This is a genomic window from Mitsuokella sp. AF33-22 (assembly GCF_003475755.1).
GTDB lineage: Bacteria > Bacillota > Negativicutes > Selenomonadales > Selenomonadaceae > Mitsuokella.
Map to the genome: position 1 here is coordinate 92,699 of NZ_QRQA01000007.1, position 19,855 is coordinate 112,553.

Genomic DNA, 19,855 nt, shown 5'->3' on the forward strand with positions numbered 1-19,855 from the left:
TTGCAAGGCTGGTCTAAGGTGCCGGCTTACTCGGCATCGAAGAGCGGCAGCGGCTGGAGGTAAATGATGTCCTCGCGCTGGGCGGCATCGCCTTCGGCGAGCACGCAGGCCTGGCCGATGACATGGCCGCCGGCCTTTTCCGTCAGCTCGACGAGGGCTTTCATCGAGCCACCCGTGCTGATGACATCGTCGAGCAGCAGGACGTTATGCCCTTTGACGCGCTCGATGTCAGCGCCATCGAGGCAAAGCTTCTGCGTGCCCTTGGTCGTGATGGAGACATCCTCGACCCAGAGGGCATTTTCCATATAGGCTTTGACGGATTTGCGGGCCACGATGTAGCGGTCCATGCCGAGCTCGCGCGCCAGTTCTTCGGCGAGCGGGATGCCCTTGGTTTCAGCCGTCAGGATGTAGTCCGTGCCGGCGGGAATCTTTTTGGCGAGTTCGTGAGCGCAGGCACGCGTCAGGCTCACGTCGCCGAGCATGACAAAGCCGGCGATTGCGAGCTTGTCATTGATGTTGAGTACCGGCAGGTCGCGCTTGCAGCCTGCGATGTTTAACGTATAGAATCTATCTGCCATGTTGCACCTCTCCGTAATGGTATACCTTCATTATACTATGATTAGATGGGAGGTGCAATTGTGTTCAATCAGGCAGGAATGTAGAAATCAGAAAGGAAGAGGAAAAATGGAAACCCATCAGGAAGAATCATTCAGCGAGGAGCAGCGTGCCGTGGAGGAAATCACGCATATGCTGCTGCATGCTCTGACGGAGGATGGCATCGGCGAGCAGCTCGACGCGGCCAGATCCCAGCAGGAAGTCTACGACGTGCTGAAGACCCTGCCGTACTTCACGCTCACGATGGACGAATTCCGCATCGGCATCGAGGCCCTGCGCCAGCAGCAGGCTGAGATCCATCAGCACGAGGATTGATTCCGGGCATACGAAAGCCGCAGCGATGAGAGGCTGCGGCTTTTTCGTATGCCATTGTTCAGGCAAGGGCACCGGCAGACGGCTCAGAGTTTTTTCTCTGTCAGCACGAGCTCGAGGGCGTTGAACACATCGTCGATGTCCTGCTCGGTGATGACGAGCGGCGGCTGGAAGGCCATGACGTTGCGGGCAACGCCGTTCTTGCCGATGATGAAGCCGCGGTCCTTGAGCGTTTCGAGTACATCGTCGAGTTCCTCGGCGGCCGGGCTCTTGTCCGCGTGGACGAATTCCGCGCCGGTCATGAGGCCGAGGCCGCGGATGTCGCCGATGATCGGATGCTTCTTCTGGAGCTCGCGCAGGCCGGCGCGCAGCTGCTCGCCGCGGGCTGCTGCGTTATCGGCGAGATGGTGGCTCTCGATATAGTCGAGGACGGCGAGGCCGGCCGCCGTGGAGACGGGGTTGCCGCCGAGCGTTGAGGCACCCGGCTTCGTGTAGGTATCGGCAATCTTGGCCGTTGCGATGAAGGCCGAGATCGGTGCGCCGTTGCCGAGCGCCTTGGCGACGGCCATGATGTCCGGCGCCACATCGAAATTCTCGATGGCGAACATCTTGCCCGTGCGCGCAAAGCCCGTCTGGACTTCGTCGGCGATGAAGAGGGTGCCGTGGGCGGCGAGGATTTCCTTGACGCGCTTATGGTATCCTTTCGGCGGCACGATGATGCCGGCATTGCCCTGAATCGTCTCGGCGATGAAGGCGCCGGGTCGGCCGCTCGTGGAGGTGGCGATGACATCCTCGATGGCGTTGGCGCAGGCGAGGTCACATTCCGGATAGCGCTTGTTGAGCGGGCAGCGGTAGCAGTAGGGGTTCGGCGCGAAGTGGATGCCGCCGACAGGCTCCGGATCCGTGCGCCACATGCCGATGCCCGTGACGCTCATGCCGAGCTTCGTGCGGCCGTGCAGGCCGTTGCGCAGCGCGATGATCTCACTGTTCTTCGTGTAGATGGAGGCGAGCAGCAGGGCACCTTCCGTCGCCTCGGATCCCGTGGAGCAGAAGAAGGTCTTCTGCAGGTCGCCCGGGGTCACTTCCGCGAGGCGCTCCGCCAGGTTGACGAAATTCTCCGTCAGGTAGATGTTGCAGACATGCTGCAGGGTTTCCACCTGCTCGACGACTTTCTTCGTGATCGCCGGGTTGCAGTGGCCGCAGTTCATGACCGAGACACCGGCGAAGCAGTCGAGGTATTTCCTGCCTTCACTGTCGTACAGATACTGCATGGAGCCTTTGACGAGCTCCATCGGCTTCTTGTAGAAATGGCCGAGGCAGGGCATGATGTACTTCTTCTTTTTCGCGATGATGGCTTCCGGGCCGATGTACGTTTTTTCTCCCAAGATGAAAAACCTCCTTGTGTATGCTTTTATATCCTTGCACGTTCATGACATATGTGCGTCCGCACATGGGTCAGATGGAGTTGCGGCTCTGGCGGAACCGGTAGGTGCCGAGGCCGAATTCGCGCGGGCTCTTGTCCTTGACTGTTTCAAAAGCGGCGGCATCGAAGGCGTCGGCGGCGGTCTTGCCCGCAGCGAGCTTGTCGAGTGCTTCGCGGTAGAGTTTCGTTACGAGGCCCGTGAGTTCCGGCGTGTAGTCCTGTGCTTCGATGCGGTAGGAAGCGAGGCCGTTGAATTTGGCGAGATACGGATAGAGGCAGAGGTCCTTGGCAAATTCGATGTGGTTGCGGCCGTACTGGTCAATGCGGATCGGGTGCTTCTCGCCGGCCGTGTCGAGGAAGGCGTAGTGGCGGTCGAGGACTTCCGGGTTGTCGAGCTCATTGAAGGCCGGCAGGCTCATGGCCGGGAAGTCGTGGTCGCAGATCATGGACTCGTAGGTGCCGTGGACGATCGTTTCGAGCGGCAGTTCGGCACTCTCGACGATTTCGCGCAGCTGCTCGAAGGAGAGCTCGTACGAGGTCGCTGCCATGACGAGGCCGTTTGCCTTGAGGAATTTCGCGGCCAGATGATTGAAGAGATTGAAGGAGACGTCGGCCTGGATCGGGAAATCCGTGATGCTCTTGGCAAGCTTCAGGGAGCCGAGGTTGCTGACCATGATGCCGTCGGGGCGGATGCCCTTGAGGGCCGTGAAGAACTGTTCGAGTTCTCCGCATTCGCGGCGCATCGTCGTGCGCGGCGTATTGACGACGACTTTTGCCTTGTCTTTGGCGTAGGCGAGGATGTCTGCATAGTCGCCGAGCTTCCAGGGGCGCAGCGGGCGGAAGGCTTCACCGCCGACATAGACCGTATCAGCGCCGTTATCGATGGCGGCTTTGGCAGACGCAGGCGTGTTGACGCGGACGCTCAGATGGCGGTGCGGCGCGTTCTCCTTCTCGATGTCGCGTTCCTGCTTGAGCACTTCATCCTGGAAGCCTGCTTCCTTGACGGCATGGCTGAAGAAGCGCGGCTCGCGCTCGCCCGTGAAGCCGATGTCCTTCTTGCCGGGCTGGCCGAAGGCAAACGTCGTCGTGAAGTCGCGCGCGCGGTTGTCGTAGAGATTTTTCCAGCCCGCTTCGTCCGTCGTGTAGCCGTTCGGGTCAGCAATGTAGGCATCGATGGCCTTGCGGTACGTCGAGACGATGCGGCGGATGAAGCCGGCGGGACGCATGCGTCCTTCAATCTTGAAGGAGAAGACGCCGGCCTGGATGAGCTGCGGGATGGCGCGGTACATGCACATATCCTTGAGTGCGAGCTTGTAGGCGCCGGGGCCGTCCTGGTCGAGCACCTCGCCCGTCTGCTCGTCGATGAGCTTGTAGGCCCAGCGGCACGGCTTGAGGCAGCGGCCGCGGTTGCCGCTCTGGCCGAAGAGGACACCGGAGTGGATGCACTGGCCCGATTCGCTGATGCACATGTCGCCGTGCATGAAGTATTCGACTTCGATGCCCGTGCGCTCCTTGAAGAGGCTGAGCTCGGAGAGTGTCATCTCGCGGCCGACGACGATGCGCGTGATGCCGTATTCCTTGAGTTTCTCGATGGCGTGCTCGTTGTGCGTGTTCATCATGACAGAGGTGTGCAGGGGAATCGAGAGTCCCATCTCATGCACGAGTTCGAGTACGGCAAAATCCTGAACGAGCAGGGCGTCAGGCTGAATCTCGTTGAGATAGGCGAGGTATTGGCGCAGCGCCGGGATCTCTTCGTCGCTGATGAGGTTGTTGAGGGTGATATAGAGGCGTACATCGTGTGCGTGGGCGTAATCGATGGCTTTTTTCAGCATTTCGTCGCTGAAGTTGAAATCGCCTTCATGCATGCGCATGTTGAAGTGTTTGCCGCCAAGATAGACGGCGTCGGCACCGGATTCCACACCAGCGACCAGGGCGTCCCAGGTACCGGCTGGTGCCAGCAGTTCTACGGATTTGCGGTTTAAGATCATAGTATTTACTCCTTTTATCGCGATGTCAAATCGTCTAAATATTAATTATAACAGGAATATATCCCGCCAGCAAATAAGCAATGGATATTCTTGCACGGGATTATAATAAACATACTTTTATCCGGCATGAATCGTCAGTGATCCTGACAGGCATGCATGATCTGACGGGCCGTGTCCATGAAGGCTGCGAGCAGGCTCCAGTCATGCAGTTCCCGGCGGTAGCAGAAGGAGATCAGGCGCTCGCCGGTACGCAGCGGGATGCGCGTGAGGCGCTGCCGCTGTTGCTTTGTGAGGTTGCGCGCGATGAGGTTGGCGGGACGACAGAACATCAGGCCGCTGCCCGCGGCGCAGAGCTCGAGCAGCAGGCGCAGATTGTCGGATGATACGCGGACGAAGGGCTCGATATCGGCTTCGGCTAGCAGCCGGCGGGCAAGGCGTCCCGGTACGGTGCCGCTCTCGGAGAGCAGGAACGGGGCACGGGCGAGCGGTGCAAGGCAGCCGGGCGTGCCGCTGCTGAGGCGCTTCAGCAGACTGGCAAATGGCACCTGTTGCGCCTCGGCCAGCCCGATGAGCAGCTGATTGGGGATGAGCAGGACCATTTCCTCCTGATAGAAGGCTTCCTGCGTGATGCCGGCGAGCGGCTGCTCCATATGGACGATGGCCAGGTCAAGCCCGCCTTCGCTGAGCTTTTGGATCAGGTGGCGGTTGATATCCTCCGTCATCTGGATGCGGATGCCGGGATGCTCCCTCGTATAGCGTTTGAGGATGGCGGGCAGAATGGCGTGCTCGCGGTTGGGTGCGATGCCGATGCGCAGGCAGCCCGTCTCCTCCTGGCAGGCATCGGCGAGAGCCTTGCGCATGGCGTCTTCTTCTTTGTGGAGTTTCAGCGCGTGCTGGTAGAAGACCTGCCCGGTCCAGGTGAAGCTCAGCGGCACGCGGCGCACGACGAGCGGCGCGCCGATTTCGCGCTCGAGCTGGGCGATGTGCGCGGAGAGTGTCTCGTATAATGTATACAAAAAGAGCTGTGGAGGTGCGGATGATGCATTTTGATAAAGAAACGTTGAAGAAGCTGTGGTCGGGGCCGCTGGCGTTCCTGCTGGCCAGCCTTATCTTGTCGCCCCTGACGGGCTGGGCGGGTGCGCTGGCGGTGGGCACGGCCTTCTGGATGGCACTCTGGTGGATCTTCCGCCCGGTGCACATCGCCGTGACCTCGATGCTGCCCATTGCCGTCAATGCCGTCTGTTCTCTGATCCCGAACAGCCATGTGATCTCCCAGTATTTCACGGATATCGTCGTGCTGCTGCTCGGGGCCGATCTCATCTGCATGGCCTGGAGCACGACGGGGCTCGACCGGCGCATTTCGCTGCGCGCCATCTGCTTCATCGGCACGTCCATGCGCCAGCAGATCTTCGTTTGGCTGGCTGCCTCCGTGCTGATGTCGGCCTTTCTGCCGAATACAGTCGTGGCGGCCATCCTCTGCCCGATTGCAGCCGGCATGCTCAAGGTCACGGGACAGAAGGACATCAGTACAAGCGCGGCAGCCGTGCCCATTTTGCTTGCCATCGGCTGGGGCAGCGGCATCGGCGGCTTCGGTATGCCCATCGGCAGCCCGGCCAATCTCGTGGCCATCTCGTATATCGAGGACCTGACGGGCCACGAATTCATGTACATCGAATGGATGTGCTGGTTCGTGCCGATTCTCTTGGCCGTCTTCATCTGCCTGCCTCTGACGGTTTCCGTCTGCCAGACGCTCGGCCTTCCGCCTGTGCCGTATGTCATCGGCACGATTGCGGCGAGCTCCTGTGCCTATATCCTGCCCGTGACGACGAGGGCCATCCCCGTGGGCTACGGCCTCGATGCGAAGGTCCAGATGCATCAGGGCCTTCGGCTGTCGATCCTGACCATGCTGGTCAATACCTGTGTTTGCTGGGCTGCCATGACATTCCTCGCGGGCTGATGGATATGTACAAGAACATGAGTTCACGATGTGAGGATGTTTTTAGTGGATTTGTGTCAGATTTTGTTGTTGACAAGTACATTTTGTCATGCTATATTACAACTATCGTTCAACCAGGCAAAGGCGCCTGATGAGAGGATGGGCCCGTTCTCTCATCAGGCGCCTTTTCATCTGGTGGGAGATGAATTTTATACGTAATCGTAATAATAGAAATACTTCAGGCAAAGAAGCCAGTTGTTCCCGCCGTGCGGTTCGCCGCGCTGTGCAGGGGGACGACTGGCTTTTTGCAACAGGAGGGAATTTGTATGAGCAATCATCACAGCAATGCCATGGCGGTCGCCCGGCCGGCCGAAGCCGCGCAGGATGAGAACCTGACGCGCGTACTCAAGCCGATTCATCTGTGGTCACTGGCCGTGGGCCTTGTCATTTCGGGCAATTATTTCGGCTGGAGCTACGGTTTTGCCGCCGGCGGCGTCATGGGACTGGCCCTGGCGCTGATCCCCGTCACGATTTTCTACGTGACGTTCATCCTTTCGTACTCGGAGCTCGCGACGGCCATCCCGCATGCGGGCGGCCCTTCCGCCTATGCGCGCCGCGCCATGGGCAAGTTCGGCGGGTATCTCAACGGCATCAGCTGCCTCATCGAGTTCGTCTTTGCCCCGCCGGCCATCGCGCTGGCAGTCGGCGGCTACGTTCATGCGCTGATTCCTGCCGTCGATCCGATGGTTGCGACCGTGGCTGCGTTCTTCTTCTTCATCTTCCTCAATTACCTCGGCATGAAGACATCGGCTACATTCGAGCTTACCGTCACGATCATCGCACTGGCCGGGCTCGTCGTTTACTGGCTGCTCGCGGCTCCGCATTTCGATGCCTCCCGCGTACTGACGACGCCGCTTTTGCCGAACGGCTTTGGCGGCGTGATGGCGGCGGTACCGTTTGCCATCTGGTTCTTCCTGGCCATTGAGGGCGGTGCCATGAGCGCCGAGGAGATGGTCGACCCGCAGCACGATATCCCGAAGGGCTTCCTGAGCGGCATGGCAACGCTGCTCGTCATGGCTGCCCTGACGCTTTTCCTGACGGCCGGCATCGCCGATGTCTCGGCCATCTCCGCCGTGGACTTCCCGCTGCCCATGGCCCTTGCATCTGCTTATGGCGACGGCTCTCTGCCCGTATTGCTCATGAGCGGCATCGGCCTCTTCGGCCTCGTGGCCTCGCTGCACGGCATCATCGTCGGCTATTCCCGCCAGACGTACGCCATGGCCCGCACGGGCTATCTGCCGAAATTCCTCGCGCATCTCGATGAGAAGCACCATACGCCTGTCTGGGCACTCGTGCTGCCGGGCATCGTCTGCCTGTTCACGGCCCTGACGGGACTCACGGACCTCGTCATCACCATTGCCTGCTACGGCTCCGTCGTCATGTATCTGACGAGCCTCGTCTCGTTCTTCATCCTGCGCCATAAGGAGCCGGCGCTCAAGCGCCCGTTCCGCGTGCCGAGCCTCGTCATCCCTGCCGTCAGCGTCATCATGGCCGTCTTCTGCCTCGTGAGCCTCCTGATGGCATCGAGTGCCGTGCTTCCTTACGTCGTCGGCATTTACGCCGTCGCGATTGCCTATTACTTCCTGCATGGCAACAAGCACATCCGTCCGTTCGAGGAGGAATTCGGCGTGCTCGATGATCTCGATGAGGATGCCTGATCATGCAGCAGGAAATCATCAGTGCCGGCATCGATATCGGCACGACGACTTCGCAGGTCATCTTCAGCCGGCTCACGCTCGAGGATCATTCCTATACGGCGGTGCCGGACGTCAAGATCGCGAAGAAGGAAATCCTCTATAAAAGTCCCATCCATTTCACGCCGCTGCGCGCGGACGGCAGCATCGACGAGCAGGCTCTATCCTGCCTGCTCGCCGATGAATACCGCCGGGCGCAGCTTACGCGCGAAGAGGTGACGACGGGTGCCGTCATCATCACGGGAGAGAGCTCCCGCAAGCAGAATGCCCGCCTGGCAGTGAAGAACCTTTCCGCGCTTGCCGGTGATTTCGTCGTGGCGACGGCCGGGCCGGATCTTGAGTCGGTGCTGGCGGGCTACGGTGCAGGTGCTGCAGCGTATTCCAAGCGGATTTCCAAGCCGGTCGCCAATTTCGATATCGGCGGCGGCACGACGAATGTCGCTGTTTTCAGCAATGGCGAGCTGCAGGATGCCTTTGCGCTCGACATCGGCGGACGGCTCGTGCGCCTGACGCCCAATCACCGCGTCTCTTACGTGTCGGAGCGCATCCGCCCGCTCGTGTCGGAGATGGGGCTGACGATACGGGAAGGGGAGGCGGCAGAGCTTGCGGATCTTCGCGCGCTGGCGGACCGCTTTGCGGATATCTGCTGCAGGCTCTGCCTCGGAAAGCCGCTACTACCTGTGGAAGAGGCACTTTTCATCAATCATGGGAAGCGGCCACAGCCCTTGCCTGCCGTCATGTTCTCCGGCGGTGTAGCCGAGTGCATCTATGGGAATCAGCCCGAGACGCTCGGCTGGCAGCAGGTGCTCGCGTACGGCGATATCGGCCCGCTGGTGGGCGCAGCCTTTCGCCGCCGCTTCCGGTCAGAACCGGCTGTGACACTGCTGGAGGCGGAAGAACGCATCCGTGCAACAGTCATCGGCGCGGGCAGCCATGCCATCCATCTGAGTGGCAGCACGGTACTCATGCACGATGACTGGGCACCGCTCAAGAACATCCCCGTCATCCGCCTCGACCACCCGGAGCGGCCGGGAACGATCGTCAGCGAATATCGCATGAAACGCGCCATCTATCCGAAAAATCAGCAGGTGGCCATCGCGTTTTCCGGTCCCGGACGCAGTGATTATACGGCGCTCAAGCAGCTCGCGCACAGCCTGGTTGCCGCGACGGCCGGCGAGCGCGGCCTGCTGCTCGTCGTTCTCGAGCAGGACCTCGCGAAGGCCCTGGGACTCCTGATGAAGCGTCAGGCCGGCGGCGGGCGGCGCATCATCTGTCTCGACCGCATCCGCGCGCTGCCGGGCGATTACATCGACGTGGGCCATTCAGTGGCCGGCACGGTGCCCGTCATCGTCAAGACGCTGATTTTCAAGAGCTGATATAGTCTTTCCTGTATCCATAAGGAAGGCTTGCTATAAGGAAAGCAGGAAATTTTCATGAAGTTAAAGACAACCCTCTTTGGCCAGACCTATGCATTCCGCGATGTCAAGGATGTGCTGGCCAAGGCCAATGAAGAAAAATCCGGCGATATGCTCGCCGGCATCGCGGCGCGCGGCAATGTCGAGCGCGTGGCCGCCAAGGCCGTGCTGGCCGATATGACGCTCCGGGACCTGCGTGAGAATCCTGTCGTGCCTTACGAGGACGACGATGTGACGCGCGCGGACCAGGACGCTGTGGATGAAGATGTTTACCAGAAAATCCAGTCGCTGACGGTCGGGGAATTCCGCGAATTCCTGCTGGCGGCGCAGCCGGAGGAAATCGCTGCAATCCGTCCGGGGCTGACGGCGGAGATGGTGGCGGGCGTCGCCAAGCTCATGTCGAATATGGATCTCGTCTATGCGGCGCAGAAGATGCATGTGGAGGCCACCTGCAACACGACCATCGGCCGGCCGGGCACGCTTTCGGCGCGCCTGCAGCCGAATCATGCGACGGACAACCCCGAAGGCATCATGGCCTCCGTCATGGAGGGCATCAGCTACGGCGTCGGCGATGCCGTCATCGGGCTCAATCCTGCCGTCGACACGATGGACAGTGTGGCGGATATCCTCAAGGAATTCAAGGAGTTCATGAACAAGTGGCAGCTGCCGACGCAGAACTGTGTGCTCGCCCATGTCACGACACAGATGAAGGTGCTCGAGAAAAACCTCGCGCCGATGGACCTGATGTTCCAGAGCCTGGCGGGGTCCGAGAAGGCGAGCCGCGCCTTCGGCATCAATGTCGCACTCATGGATGAAGCGTACGCCATCATGAAGGAGAAGAAGAGCTCGACCGGGCCGAACTTCATGTATTTTGAGACGGGGCAGGGCTCGGAGCTCTCGTCGGACGGCCATCACGGCGCCGACCAGCTCGTCATGGAGGCACGCTGCTACGCCTTCGCGAAGCGCTACCATCCGTTCCTCGTCAATACGGTCGTGGGCTTCATCGGCCCGGAGTACCTCTACGATGGCCGCCAGATGATTCGCGCCGGTCTCGAGGATCACTTCATGGGCAAGCTCACGGGCATCCCGATGGGCTGCGATGTCTGCTACACGAACCATATGCGCGCCGACCAGAATGATCTCGAGAATCTCGCGATGATGCTCGCCATGGCGGACTGCAACTATATCATGGGCATCCCGGGCGGCGATGACGTCATGCTGATGTACCAGACGACGAGTTATCACGATGTGGCATCCCTGCGGCGCCTCACGGGCAAGAAGCCCATCCGCGAATTTGCGCAGCGCCTGCAGGAACTCGGCATTCTCGATGAAGAAGGGCACCTGACCGGACTGGCAGGGGACCCGTCGATATTTTTCCACGTTGATCACATGATGCAGGGAGGCAAAGCCGTATGAATTGCGAACAGACTGTCGGAAAGGATTTCGTGCCGGATGTTTCCCTGCCGGAAGTCAAGGACAAGGTGCTCGTCGACCATCCGCGCAATCTGGAGATGATCCGGAGACTCAAGCAGACGACGAATGCACGTCTGGGCATCGGCCGTGCCGGCGACCGTTTCAAGACGGAGACGCTCTTGAAGTTCCGCGCCGATCATGCCATTGCCCAGGATGCCGTCTGGACCGATATCGATGAGACACTCATCGATGAGATGGGCTTCTACAAGGTGCAGACGCTTGTAAAGGACAAGGAGGAATACGTCCGCCGGCCGGACCGCGGCCGCATCTTCTCGGCAGAAACCATGGCAACCATCGAGAGAGACTGCATCCACAATCCCGATGTGCAAATCATCGTGGCGGACGGGCTCAGCGGCTTTGCCATCAATGCCAACCTCCGCGATATCTACGCCATCATGATGGATGGTTTCGCGGAGAAGGGCTATCGCGTCGGCACGCCGATTTTCGTGCGTTACAGCCGCGTGGCGACGATGGACAAGATCAGCGAAGCACTTGGCGCCAAGGTCACGATCCAACTCATCGGCGAGCGCCCGGGCCTTGCGACGGGCGAGAGCATGAGCGTTTACATGGCGTATGAGGCCAGTAGCGAGAAGCCGGAGTCTCAGCGCACGGTCGTCTCGAATATCTACGCGCATGGCATCCCGCCGCTTGAGGCCGGCGCGCAGGTCGTGCACCTGACGGAAATCCTCATGCGCGAGAAGAAGAGCGGCGTGGAACTCAAGATTTAACGCGATTCAGAAGGGAGGGACCAAGATGCTGATGGATGAAGCACAGCGCTTGACGGCGCGCATGGCCGTGCCGCCTGGCAGCCTGGGGCTCCTGGAGAGAGAGGTGCAGAAGCTCTTCCGCGCCTGGCCGCAGATTGAATGGGAGCTGCGGCCGCATCATTTCGTGTTTGCGGCCGACAATGGCATCGTCGCGGCCGGTGTCGTGGCACAGGACCAGGACATCACGTATCTGCAGGCAAAGAATATGGTGGAGGGCCGCGCGGCCATCAGCTGCTTCTGCAAGGTCCAGCAGGTGCCGCTTTCCGTGGTGGATGTCGGCATCCGAAGTGATGAAGCTGTCGGCATTGACCGCAAGGTCGCGAAGGGGACGGAGAACTTTCTCGAGAGCCCGGCCATGAGCGAGCGCAACTTCTGGCGCGCCTGTGATGTGGGCCGTGAGATGGTTCGGCAGGCGCAGAAAGAAGGATGCAATCTGCTTTCCTTTGGTGAGATGGGCATCGGCAATACGACGACATCGGCTGCCGTGCTGCATGCGCTGACCGGCGCGGACCTTGAGGATATCACGGGCTGCGGTGCCAATCCCGGCCATCCGGAGATCGTGCTGCGCAAACGCGAAGTCATCGCGGCGGCCACGAAGCACTACCGGCCCCTGATGAAGACGCCGCAGGACATCCTGCGCTGCGTGGGCGGCTTTGACCTCGCCGCGCTCTGCGGGGCCATGCTGGCTTGTGCGGAAGAACGCATCCCGTTCCTGCTCGACGGCTTCATCACGGCCGTGGCCCTGGCCTGCGCCGTCCGGATCAATCCCGAAGTGACGAGGATGGCCATCCCGACACATCTTTCCAAGGAACCCGGCACAGCCGTTGCCCTGCGCGCGGGCGGCATCAGGCCGGACGACGCGCCGATTCATGCGGAGATGTGTCTCGGCGAGGGTACGGGCGCCATCCTGGGCTTCTCGCTGCTGCGCACGATGCTCTACACCGTGCGGCATATGAAGACCATGGAGGAACTGGTCAAAAGTTCCAATCAATAAAAATATTTATCAACAGGCCTCGCTGCGAAGGAATGAGGCCTGTTTTGTGGTATTATAAAGAAAGTGGATGGCGATGCGAGGTCGAAAAGGAGCAAATCATGAAGCGGAACGCCAATCGTTATAAAAGAAGACTCATTCCTCTGGCTGTCTTTATTGTCGGTCTCCTGATCTTCCTGCTGATCGTGAGCCGCCTGGCGAAGAACGAAGAGATGATGATGCGGGACCGCTGCGCCCTCAATGCCCAGATCTATGCCGATGAACTCGAGAAGGATTTCAACCGCAGCAGCATTGCCACGGACATGATGGCCTATATGATCATGGACGAGGGCGGCATGCCGAGGAATTTTGCCAAAGCAGCCGCCGGCATGATGCAGAGGAGTCCCTATATCGACAGCATCCAGCTGGCTCCTGACGGCATCATCGCCGATGTCTATCCGGAATCGGCCCGCATCATCGGCAAGGAGAACCTCTTCGCCCTGCCTGACCGCGTGCAGAGCGTCACGTACAGCCGCGACAACAAGGCCACGATCATCCAGGGACCGTTTCAGCTCAGCGAGGGCCATGAAGGCCTCGCCGTGCGTCAGCCCATTTTCTTTAAGAATCCGGACGGGACGGAACGCTTCTGGGGCTTTTCCATCGTCGTTCTCAAGGCGCCGGACATCTTTGAGAGCATGGCAAATGATCTCAAGGCCACGCACAATGAGTACCGGCTTTCCAAGACGGAACCGGGAGACGATGAATATCATGTGGTCCTGGCCTCCAGGGAGTATCTGGACCGTCCAGAAGCGCAGACGTTTTTCTACGGCGGCTGTTACTGGAAGCTTGAGATCATGCCGGAGCGGGGCTGGCAGCCTTCGTTCCCGCTCGTCCTGTCATTTTTTCTGGGCCTCGGGATTGTCTTCCTCCTGACGGGCATGACCATGCTCCTGCTCAAGCTGCAGGAACGGCGCAATCATCTGCACCGCATGGCCAATACGGATTCCCTGACAGGGCTGTACAACCGGCAGGGCTTTGATGAAGCCGTTTCAAAATGGCTGCGCAAGCATCCGGAGGAGAAGGCGACGGCCGTCATCATCGATATCGATAATTTCAAGCTCGTCAACGATCTCAACAGCCACCGCGCCGGCGATGAGGCTCTGAAGAATCTCGCTCATACGATGCAGCAGCATTTCTCGGACGTGGCCTTTGTCGGCCGCAATGGTGGCGATGAATTCTGCGCGCTGTTCCGCGGCATGCCAGCAGCGGAGGCAGGCCCTCTCCTGGACGGTTTTGCCACGCGGCGCCACCTGTTCCGCTATGATGGCAAAGTGCACTCCTATACGATTTCGATGGGATATGCCGAATACCCGGCCCAGGCCCGTTCGCGCTCGAGTCTCTTCCAGTGCGCCGATGCCGCGCTCTACGCGGTGAAGCTGCGCGGCAAGCAGGGAATGTCACAGTATCAGCCGCATGTCGGCGAAGCCGGCCGGAGCCAGCTGGCGTTCGGCCTTCAGGATATCGCCATGCATCTGCCGGGAGCCATCCTCATCTACAAGGCTGATGAGCATGAGGAAATTCTCTTTGCAAATCTCGAGCTCATCCATCTGTTCGACTGCGATACGCTCGAGGAGTTCCTCACCTATACGAATGGGACGTTCCGCGGTATCGTGCATCCCGATGATTACGACCGCGTGGAAACGAGCATTGACGAGCAGATTGCTGCGTCCGGCAGCGCGGGTACGGATGCTGTCGTTTACCGCATCCTCACAAAGAAAGGCCGCCTGCGCCGCGTGCTCGACAAGGGCCGCCTCGTCGATACGGATTTCTACGGCAGAATCTTTTACGTCGTGCTGCTCGATGAGAGCAGCTGGGACTGAAAATAATATTCAAAAAAGCGGCTTCCGGGTGGTTTTTCGACCACAATTCCGGGGGCCGTTTTCTTGACACTGGATATAAAAAACTATAAAATGGAAAGGTATAGTTATGTCACGTATGCCAGGACGTACAACAACCAATACAAAAATAAAAGCATGAAAGCAAAAAAAGAAAAGGGGGGTGAATATTATCGTTACTATAATATTAGCGGTAATAGTAGCAGTATTTGTCGGTTCCGGCATCGGCTATGTGATGCGCAAGCGCACGGCTGAAGCACAGATCGGTTCCGCCGAAGCTGAAGCAAAACGAATTGTAGAAGACGCTGAGAAGAGGGGCGAGACGAAAAAGAAGGAAGCCCTGCTCGAAGCGAAGGAAGATATCCACCGTCTGCGTCAGGAACTCGATCGCGACACGAAAGAGCGCCGTTCGGAGCTCCAGCGTCAGGAACGCCGTGTCGTGCAGAAGGAAGAGAACCTGGATCGCAAGCTCGAGTCCGTCGAGAAGAAAGAGGAGGCCCTGACCCGCAAGGAAGTCCGCCTCGACAAGAGCCAGGCGGCCATCGATGAGATGCACGAGCAGCAGAAGGCTGAGCTCGAACGCATCTCGAGCCTGACGGCTGAGGAAGCCCGCACGATGCTCATGGCAGAAGCTGAGGAAGAGCTCAAGCATGAGAAGGCCATGAAGATCAAGGAGTATGAGCAGCAGACGAAGGATGAAGCGGACAAGAAGGCCCGCGAGATCCTGTCGATTGCCATCCAGCGCTGTGCAGCCGACCACGTCGCCGAGACGACCGTCTCCGTCGTGGCCCTGCCGAACGACGAGATGAAGGGCCGCATCATCGGCCGCGAGGGCCGCAATATCCGCACGCTCGAAACGCTGACGGGCATCGACCTCATCATCGATGATACGCCGGAAGCCGTCATCCTGTCGGGCTTCGATCCCGTGCGCCGTGAGATCGCGCGCATCGCACTCGAGAAGCTGATCCAGGATGGCCGCATCCATCCGGCACGCATCGAGGAGATGGTCGAGAAAGCCAAGCGCGAAGTCGACCAGCGCATCAAGGAAGCCGGCGAGCAGGCGACGTTCGAGACGGGCGTCCACGGCCTGCATCCGGAGCTCATCAAGCTCCTGGGCCGCCTGCGTTACCGCACGAGTTACGGCCAGAACGTGCTCAACCATTCCGTGGAAGTCTCGCATCTCGCCGGCGTCATGGCGGCCGAGCTCGGCTGTGATGTCATGCTCGCCAAGCGCGCCGGCCTGCTCCACGATATCGGCAAGGCCATCGACCACGAGGTCGAGGGCTCCCATACGTCGATCGGCGGCGATATCGCGCGCAAGTATCGCGAGTCGAAGGATGTCATCAACGCCATCGTTTCCCATCACGGTGATGTGGAACCGACCTGCGTGGAATCCGTTCTCGTCTCGGCGGCTGATGCCGTGTCGGCGGCACGCCCGGGCGCGCGCCGTGAAAGCCTCGAATCGTATCTCAAGCGCCTCAAGAGCCTTGAGGAGATTGCCGAGTCCTTCGATGGCGTTGAGCGCTGCTTTGCCATCCAGGCCGGTCGTGAGATCCGCGTCATGGTCAAGCCGGACAAGGTGGACGATGCCGAAGCTGCTGCACTGGCACACAATATCGTTAAGAAGATCGAGGACGAGCTCGAGTATCCTGGCCAGATCAAGGCCACGGTCATTCGCGAGACGCGCGTCGTCGATTATGCGAAATAAGCAAAAGCAAAAATACCATGTACTGAGGGTGCGGGGCGTCTGCCCCGGACCCTCAGTCGCTTAGAGGGGATAATTATGTTTGGTTTCAATTGGCTGCGCTCCCCAGGCGCGTACAACAAAGTGCAGGACAAGGCCGGCATCCAGTTCCTGGCCTCGCTGCTCGTCTGCTACCCGGAGGTCAGCTCGGTGCAGTATGATCCGAAGATGGGGGACCTCGTCCTCGATTTCATCCTGCAGGGCGAGATTGACTGGGACAAGATCAATCCCTTCACGCATTTCCTGCAGGAAAGTCTCGATACCTACCATGCGCTGGAGGATGGACAGAAGCCATACCTGGCCATCACGGGCGAGGCCGTCGGGGACAAGACGGTGCTCCTGCACATCACGCGCGAAGTGGCGACGCTGCGGCGCGGTGAACTCACGCTCATCACTGAGCTGATGCACACGACCTTTGGTTCAGCGCTCGTCGTGGACAATCATTCCCTCGACAACCTCGAAAATGATTTCGCGACCGTCCAGAGCGACCTGCTCGATCAGATGCTCGGGCAGGCACAGGAGATGCGTTTCAGGAGCCGCATGGTCGGTGTGCGCGAAGGCGACCGCGTGGTCGTCTACAACCGCTGATCATCACGCGGCAAAAGAGAAAAGAGGAGATCATATTGCGAATCATGCTGGTAGGGGATGTCATCGGCCGTCCGGGCCGCCGCACATTCCAGAATTATACGCCGAAACTCCGCGAGGAGAAGAACATCGATGTCGTCATCGTCAACGGAGAGAACTCCGCAGGCGGCAAGGGCTTTACGCGCAAGGCGCTCGATGAGCTCTACCGCGCCGGCGCCGACATCGTCACGTCGGGCAATCACGTCTGGGACAAGAAGGACGTGCTCTCGTTCATCGACGATGAGCCCTTTCTCATCCGCCCGGCCAATTATCCGGAGGGGACGCCCGGCAAGGGCTGGTGCTCTTATCCGTTCAAGGCGAAGAACATCGGCGTCATGAACCTCTCGGGCCGTGCCTTCATGCCGCCGCTCGACTGCCCGTTCCAGAAGGTCGAGGAACTCCTGCGCGAAATGAAACAGGAGTGCGACATCATCTTCCTGGACTTCCATGCGGAAACGACATCGGAGAAGATGGCCATGGGCTTCTATCTCGACGGCCGCGTCAACGGCGTCGTCGGCACGCACACGCACGTGCAGACGGCTGACGAGCGCCTGCTGCCGAAGGGGACAGCCTATATCACGGATCTTGGCATGGTCGGCCCGCGCGACTCGGTGCTCGGGGTGAAGACCGACATCATCCTGCGCAAGTTCACGACGGCGATGCCCGTGCGCTTTGACCTCGCGGAGGGACCGTGCATTTACTGTGCCGTCATCGTCGAGATCGATGATGCGACGAACCGGACGAAGTCCATCGAACGCATTTTCCTCCACGAATAAGACATGCACAGAAGAATGACCGAGTGCAGAAAATAACAGGAAAAAGAAGGATTTGAGCGGCCTGCGACGAATTATAGACCAGTAGTAGGAATACTGGCTGTAAATATGACAAGTGTTTGTAGTGCAAGAACAAGCATCAGATTGAACAAGGAGGTCGTGCTCATATGGAAATCTTGAAAGTTTCTGCAAAATCCAATCCAAATTCCGTAGCAGGTGCTCTGGCGGGCGTCATCCGCGAGAATGGCAGTGCAGAGATGCAGGCCATCGGCGCAGGAGCCTTGAACCAGGCGGTCAAAGCTGTGGCCATCGCGCGCGGCTTTGTAGCACCTCATGGCGTAGACCTCATCTGTATCCCGGCCTTTACCGACATTAAGATCGATGGGGAAGAACGCACAGCCATCAAGCTCATCGTTGAGCCGCGGTGAAACATAGTATAGGAGTGACTTCAGGATGCCAAGCGATCTGCATACGCATACGACTTATTCGGACGGAAAACTGACGCCCGAAGAACTCGTAGCCGCAGGAAAAGAAGCAGGACTGACCTACATGGCCATCACGGACCATGATACGGTGGAGGGAATCAGCCATCTCTACGAGAACGGCCTGTACCCGGCCCGGGGAATCAAGCTGATTCCTGGAATCGAATTCAGCGCCCATCACCCTCTGCATGAGATTCATATTCTTGGATACAATATCGATATTTACTACGCCAAGCTGGCGGATAAGCTCAACGAGGTCACGGAGGCGCGCTGGACGCGCTTCAGTGAGATGGTCGAGAAGCTCCAGGGCCTCGGCTACGACATCAGTGAGACGGAAGTGCTGACGATTGCCGGCGACAGCCGCTCCATCAGCCGCTCCCACATCGGCCGCGTGCTGGTGGACAAGGGCTATTTCCCAACGGTGCAGGCGGCTTTTGAGGCCGTCCTCCAGAAAGGCAAGCCGGCTTACGTGCCGCACTATCATCTCGAGGTGGAAGAGATCATCAGCCTCATCAAGGAGGCTGGCGGCGTCTCGGTGCTCGCCCATCCGAAGCTCGTTGGCGATGATGAGCTCGTGCGCAGTATCTGCCAGCGTGGCATCGACGGCATCGAGGTCTTCTATCCGCGCCATGACCGGGAGGACACTGCGCGTTACCTGGCGATGGCCCAGGAATACCATTTGCTTCCCTCGGGCGGTTCGGATTATCACGGCTTCCCGACGCGTTACCCTGACAAGCTCGGTGTTTTCACCGTCGAGGATTCGTACGCGGAGAAGTTTTACCGCCCGACGCAGAAACTCTGAACCATGAATGTAAGGAGAAAGTAAGATGGACGTGATTGCATTAGTAGGCCCGAGTGGTACGGGCAAGAGCCACCGGGCGCTCATCGTCGCGCACAAGAACCACGCCGATGCGATCATCGATGACGGCATCCTCATCAAGGATGGCAAGATCATCGCCGGTCATTCGGCCAAAAAAGAGAAAAGCAAGATCATGGCCGTGCGGCGCGCCATCTTCATCCTGCCCGGGCATGCCGAAGAGGTTCGCCAGGCCATCGATGCGGTCAAGCCGCACCGCATCCTGATTCTCGGCACTTCGGAAAATATGGTGCACAAGATCACGAAGACTTTGCATCTGCCGGCCATCGCGAAGATCATCCACATTGAGGATATTGCGACGCAGTCGGAGATGGAGAAGGCGCGCTTTTACCGCCTGAAGCAGGGCAAGCACATCATCCCCGTGCCGACTATCGAGCTCAAGCCACATTTCTCCGGCTATCTCATCGATCCGCTGCAGTCTTTTTTCAAGCGCTCCTCGACGAGGCGGCGCCGCCTCGGTGAGAAATCCATCGTGCGGCCCGTATTTAGCTATTACGGCAAACTCAGCATCGAGGATACGGCCATCAAGTCCATCGTGCGCAACGTCATCATGGAGAAGGGACCGTTCAGCAAGGTCAGCAGCATCCATGTTCGGCACCTGCTCGCCGGCGAGGAAGACCAGGGTATCTGCATTTCCTGTGAAGTCGTGCTGACGTATGGGAACCACATCCCGACGCTCATCCAGCAGGCACAGCAGCAGGTCCGCGAAGCGGTGGAATTCATGACCGGCATGGTCGTGCATGAGGTGGATATCGCCGTTAAAGCGCTTTACATCAAGGCGTGATTCCTGCCCCTGCAGCCGTCGGC

Annotated in this window: 18 protein-coding genes; 14 read left to right on the plus strand and 4 right to left on the minus strand. The window is 59.3% G+C overall.

Annotated features, from left to right (window positions below; all coding sequences use genetic code 11):
• Positions 1-26: 26 nt before the first annotated feature.
• Entirely contained in the window at positions 27-578 is a 552-nt protein-coding gene (locus DWZ54_RS05910) for a phosphoribosyltransferase family protein (protein WP_118474891.1), read from the minus strand.
• Positions 579-684: 106 nt separating this feature from the next.
• Between DWZ54_RS05910 and DWZ54_RS05915 the strand changes: the two genes are divergently transcribed.
• Complete coding sequence (locus DWZ54_RS05915) at positions 685-930, plus strand: hypothetical protein (RefSeq protein WP_118474892.1); 246 nt, start codon at positions 685-687, stop codon at positions 928-930.
• An 83-nt stretch (positions 931-1,013) separates the two neighbouring features.
• Here DWZ54_RS05915 and DWZ54_RS05920 read toward each other — a convergent pair whose 3' ends face one another.
• From DWZ54_RS05920 to DWZ54_RS05930, 3 genes are all read right to left on the minus strand, one after another.
• Positions 1,014-2,252 carry an aspartate aminotransferase family protein gene (locus tag DWZ54_RS05920; RefSeq protein ID WP_118474925.1) on the minus strand — a complete coding sequence of 413 codons (1,239 nt, stop codon included), beginning with the start codon at positions 2,250-2,252 and terminating at the stop codon, positions 1,014-1,016.
• A 130-nt stretch (positions 2,253-2,382) separates the two neighbouring features.
• On the minus strand, positions 2,383-4,338 hold the full coding sequence (locus tag DWZ54_RS05925) for a peptidase U32 family protein (protein WP_118474893.1): 1,956 nt from the start codon (positions 4,336-4,338) through the stop codon (positions 2,383-2,385).
• A 134-nt stretch (positions 4,339-4,472) separates the two neighbouring features.
• Positions 4,473-5,354 (minus strand): LysR family transcriptional regulator, encoded by an 882-nt coding sequence (locus DWZ54_RS05930; protein ID WP_118474894.1) that lies wholly within the window; start codon positions 5,352-5,354, stop codon positions 4,473-4,475.
• Between the two features lie 20 nt (positions 5,355-5,374).
• On the opposite strand from DWZ54_RS05930, the gene DWZ54_RS05935 reads away from it, so the two are divergent.
• The 13 genes from DWZ54_RS05935 to DWZ54_RS05995 all read left to right on the plus strand — a co-directional run bounded on the left by DWZ54_RS05935 (position 5,375) and on the right by DWZ54_RS05995 (position 19,832).
• The gene (locus tag DWZ54_RS05935) at positions 5,375-6,295 is read left to right on the plus strand and encodes an SLC13 family permease (protein WP_199663272.1); all 921 of its coding nucleotides are present in this window, start codon (positions 5,375-5,377) and stop codon (positions 6,293-6,295) included.
• Positions 6,296-6,600: 305 nt separating this feature from the next.
• On the plus strand, positions 6,601-7,992 hold the full coding sequence (gene eat, locus DWZ54_RS05940) for an ethanolamine permease (RefSeq protein ID WP_199663274.1): 1,392 nt from the start codon (positions 6,601-6,603) through the stop codon (positions 7,990-7,992).
• A gap of 2 nt (positions 7,993-7,994) precedes the next feature.
• Complete coding sequence (locus tag DWZ54_RS05945) at positions 7,995-9,404, plus strand: ethanolamine ammonia-lyase reactivating factor EutA (RefSeq protein ID WP_118474895.1); 1,410 nt, start codon at positions 7,995-7,997, stop codon at positions 9,402-9,404.
• Positions 9,405-9,461: 57 nt separating this feature from the next.
• On the plus strand, positions 9,462-10,859 hold the full coding sequence (locus DWZ54_RS05950) for an ethanolamine ammonia-lyase subunit EutB (protein ID WP_118474896.1): 1,398 nt from the start codon (positions 9,462-9,464) through the stop codon (positions 10,857-10,859).
• On the plus strand, positions 10,856-11,644 hold the full coding sequence (eutC, locus tag DWZ54_RS05955) for an ethanolamine ammonia-lyase subunit EutC (RefSeq protein ID WP_118474897.1): 789 nt from the start codon (positions 10,856-10,858) through the stop codon (positions 11,642-11,644). Before DWZ54_RS05950 ends, eutC begins: the two co-directional genes overlap by 4 nt.
• A 25-nt stretch (positions 11,645-11,669) precedes the next feature.
• A complete protein-coding gene (locus DWZ54_RS05960) occupies positions 11,670-12,677 on the plus strand; it encodes a nicotinate-nucleotide--dimethylbenzimidazole phosphoribosyltransferase (protein ID WP_118474898.1) in 1,008 nt (335 codons plus the stop codon).
• 98 nt (positions 12,678-12,775) lie between these two features.
• Positions 12,776-14,533 carry a diguanylate cyclase gene (locus DWZ54_RS05965; RefSeq protein ID WP_158573625.1) on the plus strand — a complete coding sequence of 586 codons (1,758 nt, stop codon included), beginning with the start codon at positions 12,776-12,778 and terminating at the stop codon, positions 14,531-14,533.
• Between the two features lie 178 nt (positions 14,534-14,711).
• Positions 14,712-16,256: a ribonuclease Y gene (gene rny, locus DWZ54_RS05970; protein WP_118015754.1), complete on the plus strand. Its 1,545-nt coding sequence runs from the start codon at positions 14,712-14,714 to the stop codon at positions 16,254-16,256.
• 75 nt (positions 16,257-16,331) lie between these two features.
• Positions 16,332-16,880 (plus strand): hypothetical protein, encoded by a 549-nt coding sequence (locus tag DWZ54_RS05975; RefSeq protein WP_118474900.1) that lies wholly within the window; start codon positions 16,332-16,334, stop codon positions 16,878-16,880.
• Positions 16,881-16,915: 35 nt separating this feature from the next.
• On the plus strand, positions 16,916-17,692 hold the full coding sequence (locus tag DWZ54_RS05980; protein ID WP_199663276.1) for a TIGR00282 family metallophosphoesterase: 777 nt from the start codon (positions 16,916-16,918) through the stop codon (positions 17,690-17,692).
• A 164-nt stretch (positions 17,693-17,856) separates the two neighbouring features.
• Positions 17,857-18,117, plus strand: coding sequence for a stage V sporulation protein S (locus tag DWZ54_RS05985; RefSeq protein WP_118015757.1), 261 nt, complete (start codon positions 17,857-17,859; stop codon positions 18,115-18,117).
• Between the two features lie 25 nt (positions 18,118-18,142).
• Positions 18,143-18,973: a PHP domain-containing protein gene (locus tag DWZ54_RS05990; RefSeq protein WP_118015758.1), complete on the plus strand. Its 831-nt coding sequence runs from the start codon at positions 18,143-18,145 to the stop codon at positions 18,971-18,973.
• A gap of 25 nt (positions 18,974-18,998) precedes the next feature.
• Positions 18,999-19,832 (plus strand): Asp23/Gls24 family envelope stress response protein, encoded by an 834-nt coding sequence (locus DWZ54_RS05995; protein ID WP_118015759.1) that lies wholly within the window; start codon positions 18,999-19,001, stop codon positions 19,830-19,832.
• Positions 19,833-19,855 lie beyond the last annotated feature (23 nt).

Coding starts and splice junctions, on each gene's coding strand:
- DWZ54_RS05985 (WP_118015757.1), top strand. CDS start 17,857: ATGGAAATCTTGAAAGTTTCTGCAAAATCCAATCCAAATTCCGTAGCA.
- DWZ54_RS05910 (WP_118474891.1), bottom strand. CDS start 578: ATGGCAGATAGATTCTATACGTTAAACATCGCAGGCTGCAAGCGCGAC.
- eat (WP_199663274.1), top strand. CDS start 6,601: ATGAGCAATCATCACAGCAATGCCATGGCGGTCGCCCGGCCGGCCGAA.
- DWZ54_RS05965 (WP_158573625.1), top strand. CDS start 12,776: ATGAAGCGGAACGCCAATCGTTATAAAAGAAGACTCATTCCTCTGGCT.
- DWZ54_RS05920 (WP_118474925.1), bottom strand. CDS start 2,252: ATGCCCTGCCTCGGCCATTTCTACAAGAAGCCGATGGAGCTCGTCAAA.
- DWZ54_RS05950 (WP_118474896.1), top strand. CDS start 9,462: ATGAAGTTAAAGACAACCCTCTTTGGCCAGACCTATGCATTCCGCGAT.
- DWZ54_RS05990 (WP_118015758.1), top strand. CDS start 18,143: ATGCCAAGCGATCTGCATACGCATACGACTTATTCGGACGGAAAACTG.
- DWZ54_RS05935 (WP_199663272.1), top strand. CDS start 5,375: ATGATGCATTTTGATAAAGAAACGTTGAAGAAGCTGTGGTCGGGGCCG.
- DWZ54_RS05960 (WP_118474898.1), top strand. CDS start 11,670: ATGCTGATGGATGAAGCACAGCGCTTGACGGCGCGCATGGCCGTGCCG.
- DWZ54_RS05995 (WP_118015759.1), top strand. CDS start 18,999: ATGGACGTGATTGCATTAGTAGGCCCGAGTGGTACGGGCAAGAGCCAC.
- DWZ54_RS05945 (WP_118474895.1), top strand. CDS start 7,995: ATGCAGCAGGAAATCATCAGTGCCGGCATCGATATCGGCACGACGACT.
- DWZ54_RS05915 (WP_118474892.1), top strand. CDS start 685: ATGGAAACCCATCAGGAAGAATCATTCAGCGAGGAGCAGCGTGCCGTG.
- eutC (WP_118474897.1), top strand. CDS start 10,856: ATGAATTGCGAACAGACTGTCGGAAAGGATTTCGTGCCGGATGTTTCC.
- DWZ54_RS05925 (WP_118474893.1), bottom strand. CDS start 4,338: ATGATCTTAAACCGCAAATCCGTAGAACTGCTGGCACCAGCCGGTACC.
- DWZ54_RS05975 (WP_118474900.1), top strand. CDS start 16,332: ATGTTTGGTTTCAATTGGCTGCGCTCCCCAGGCGCGTACAACAAAGTG.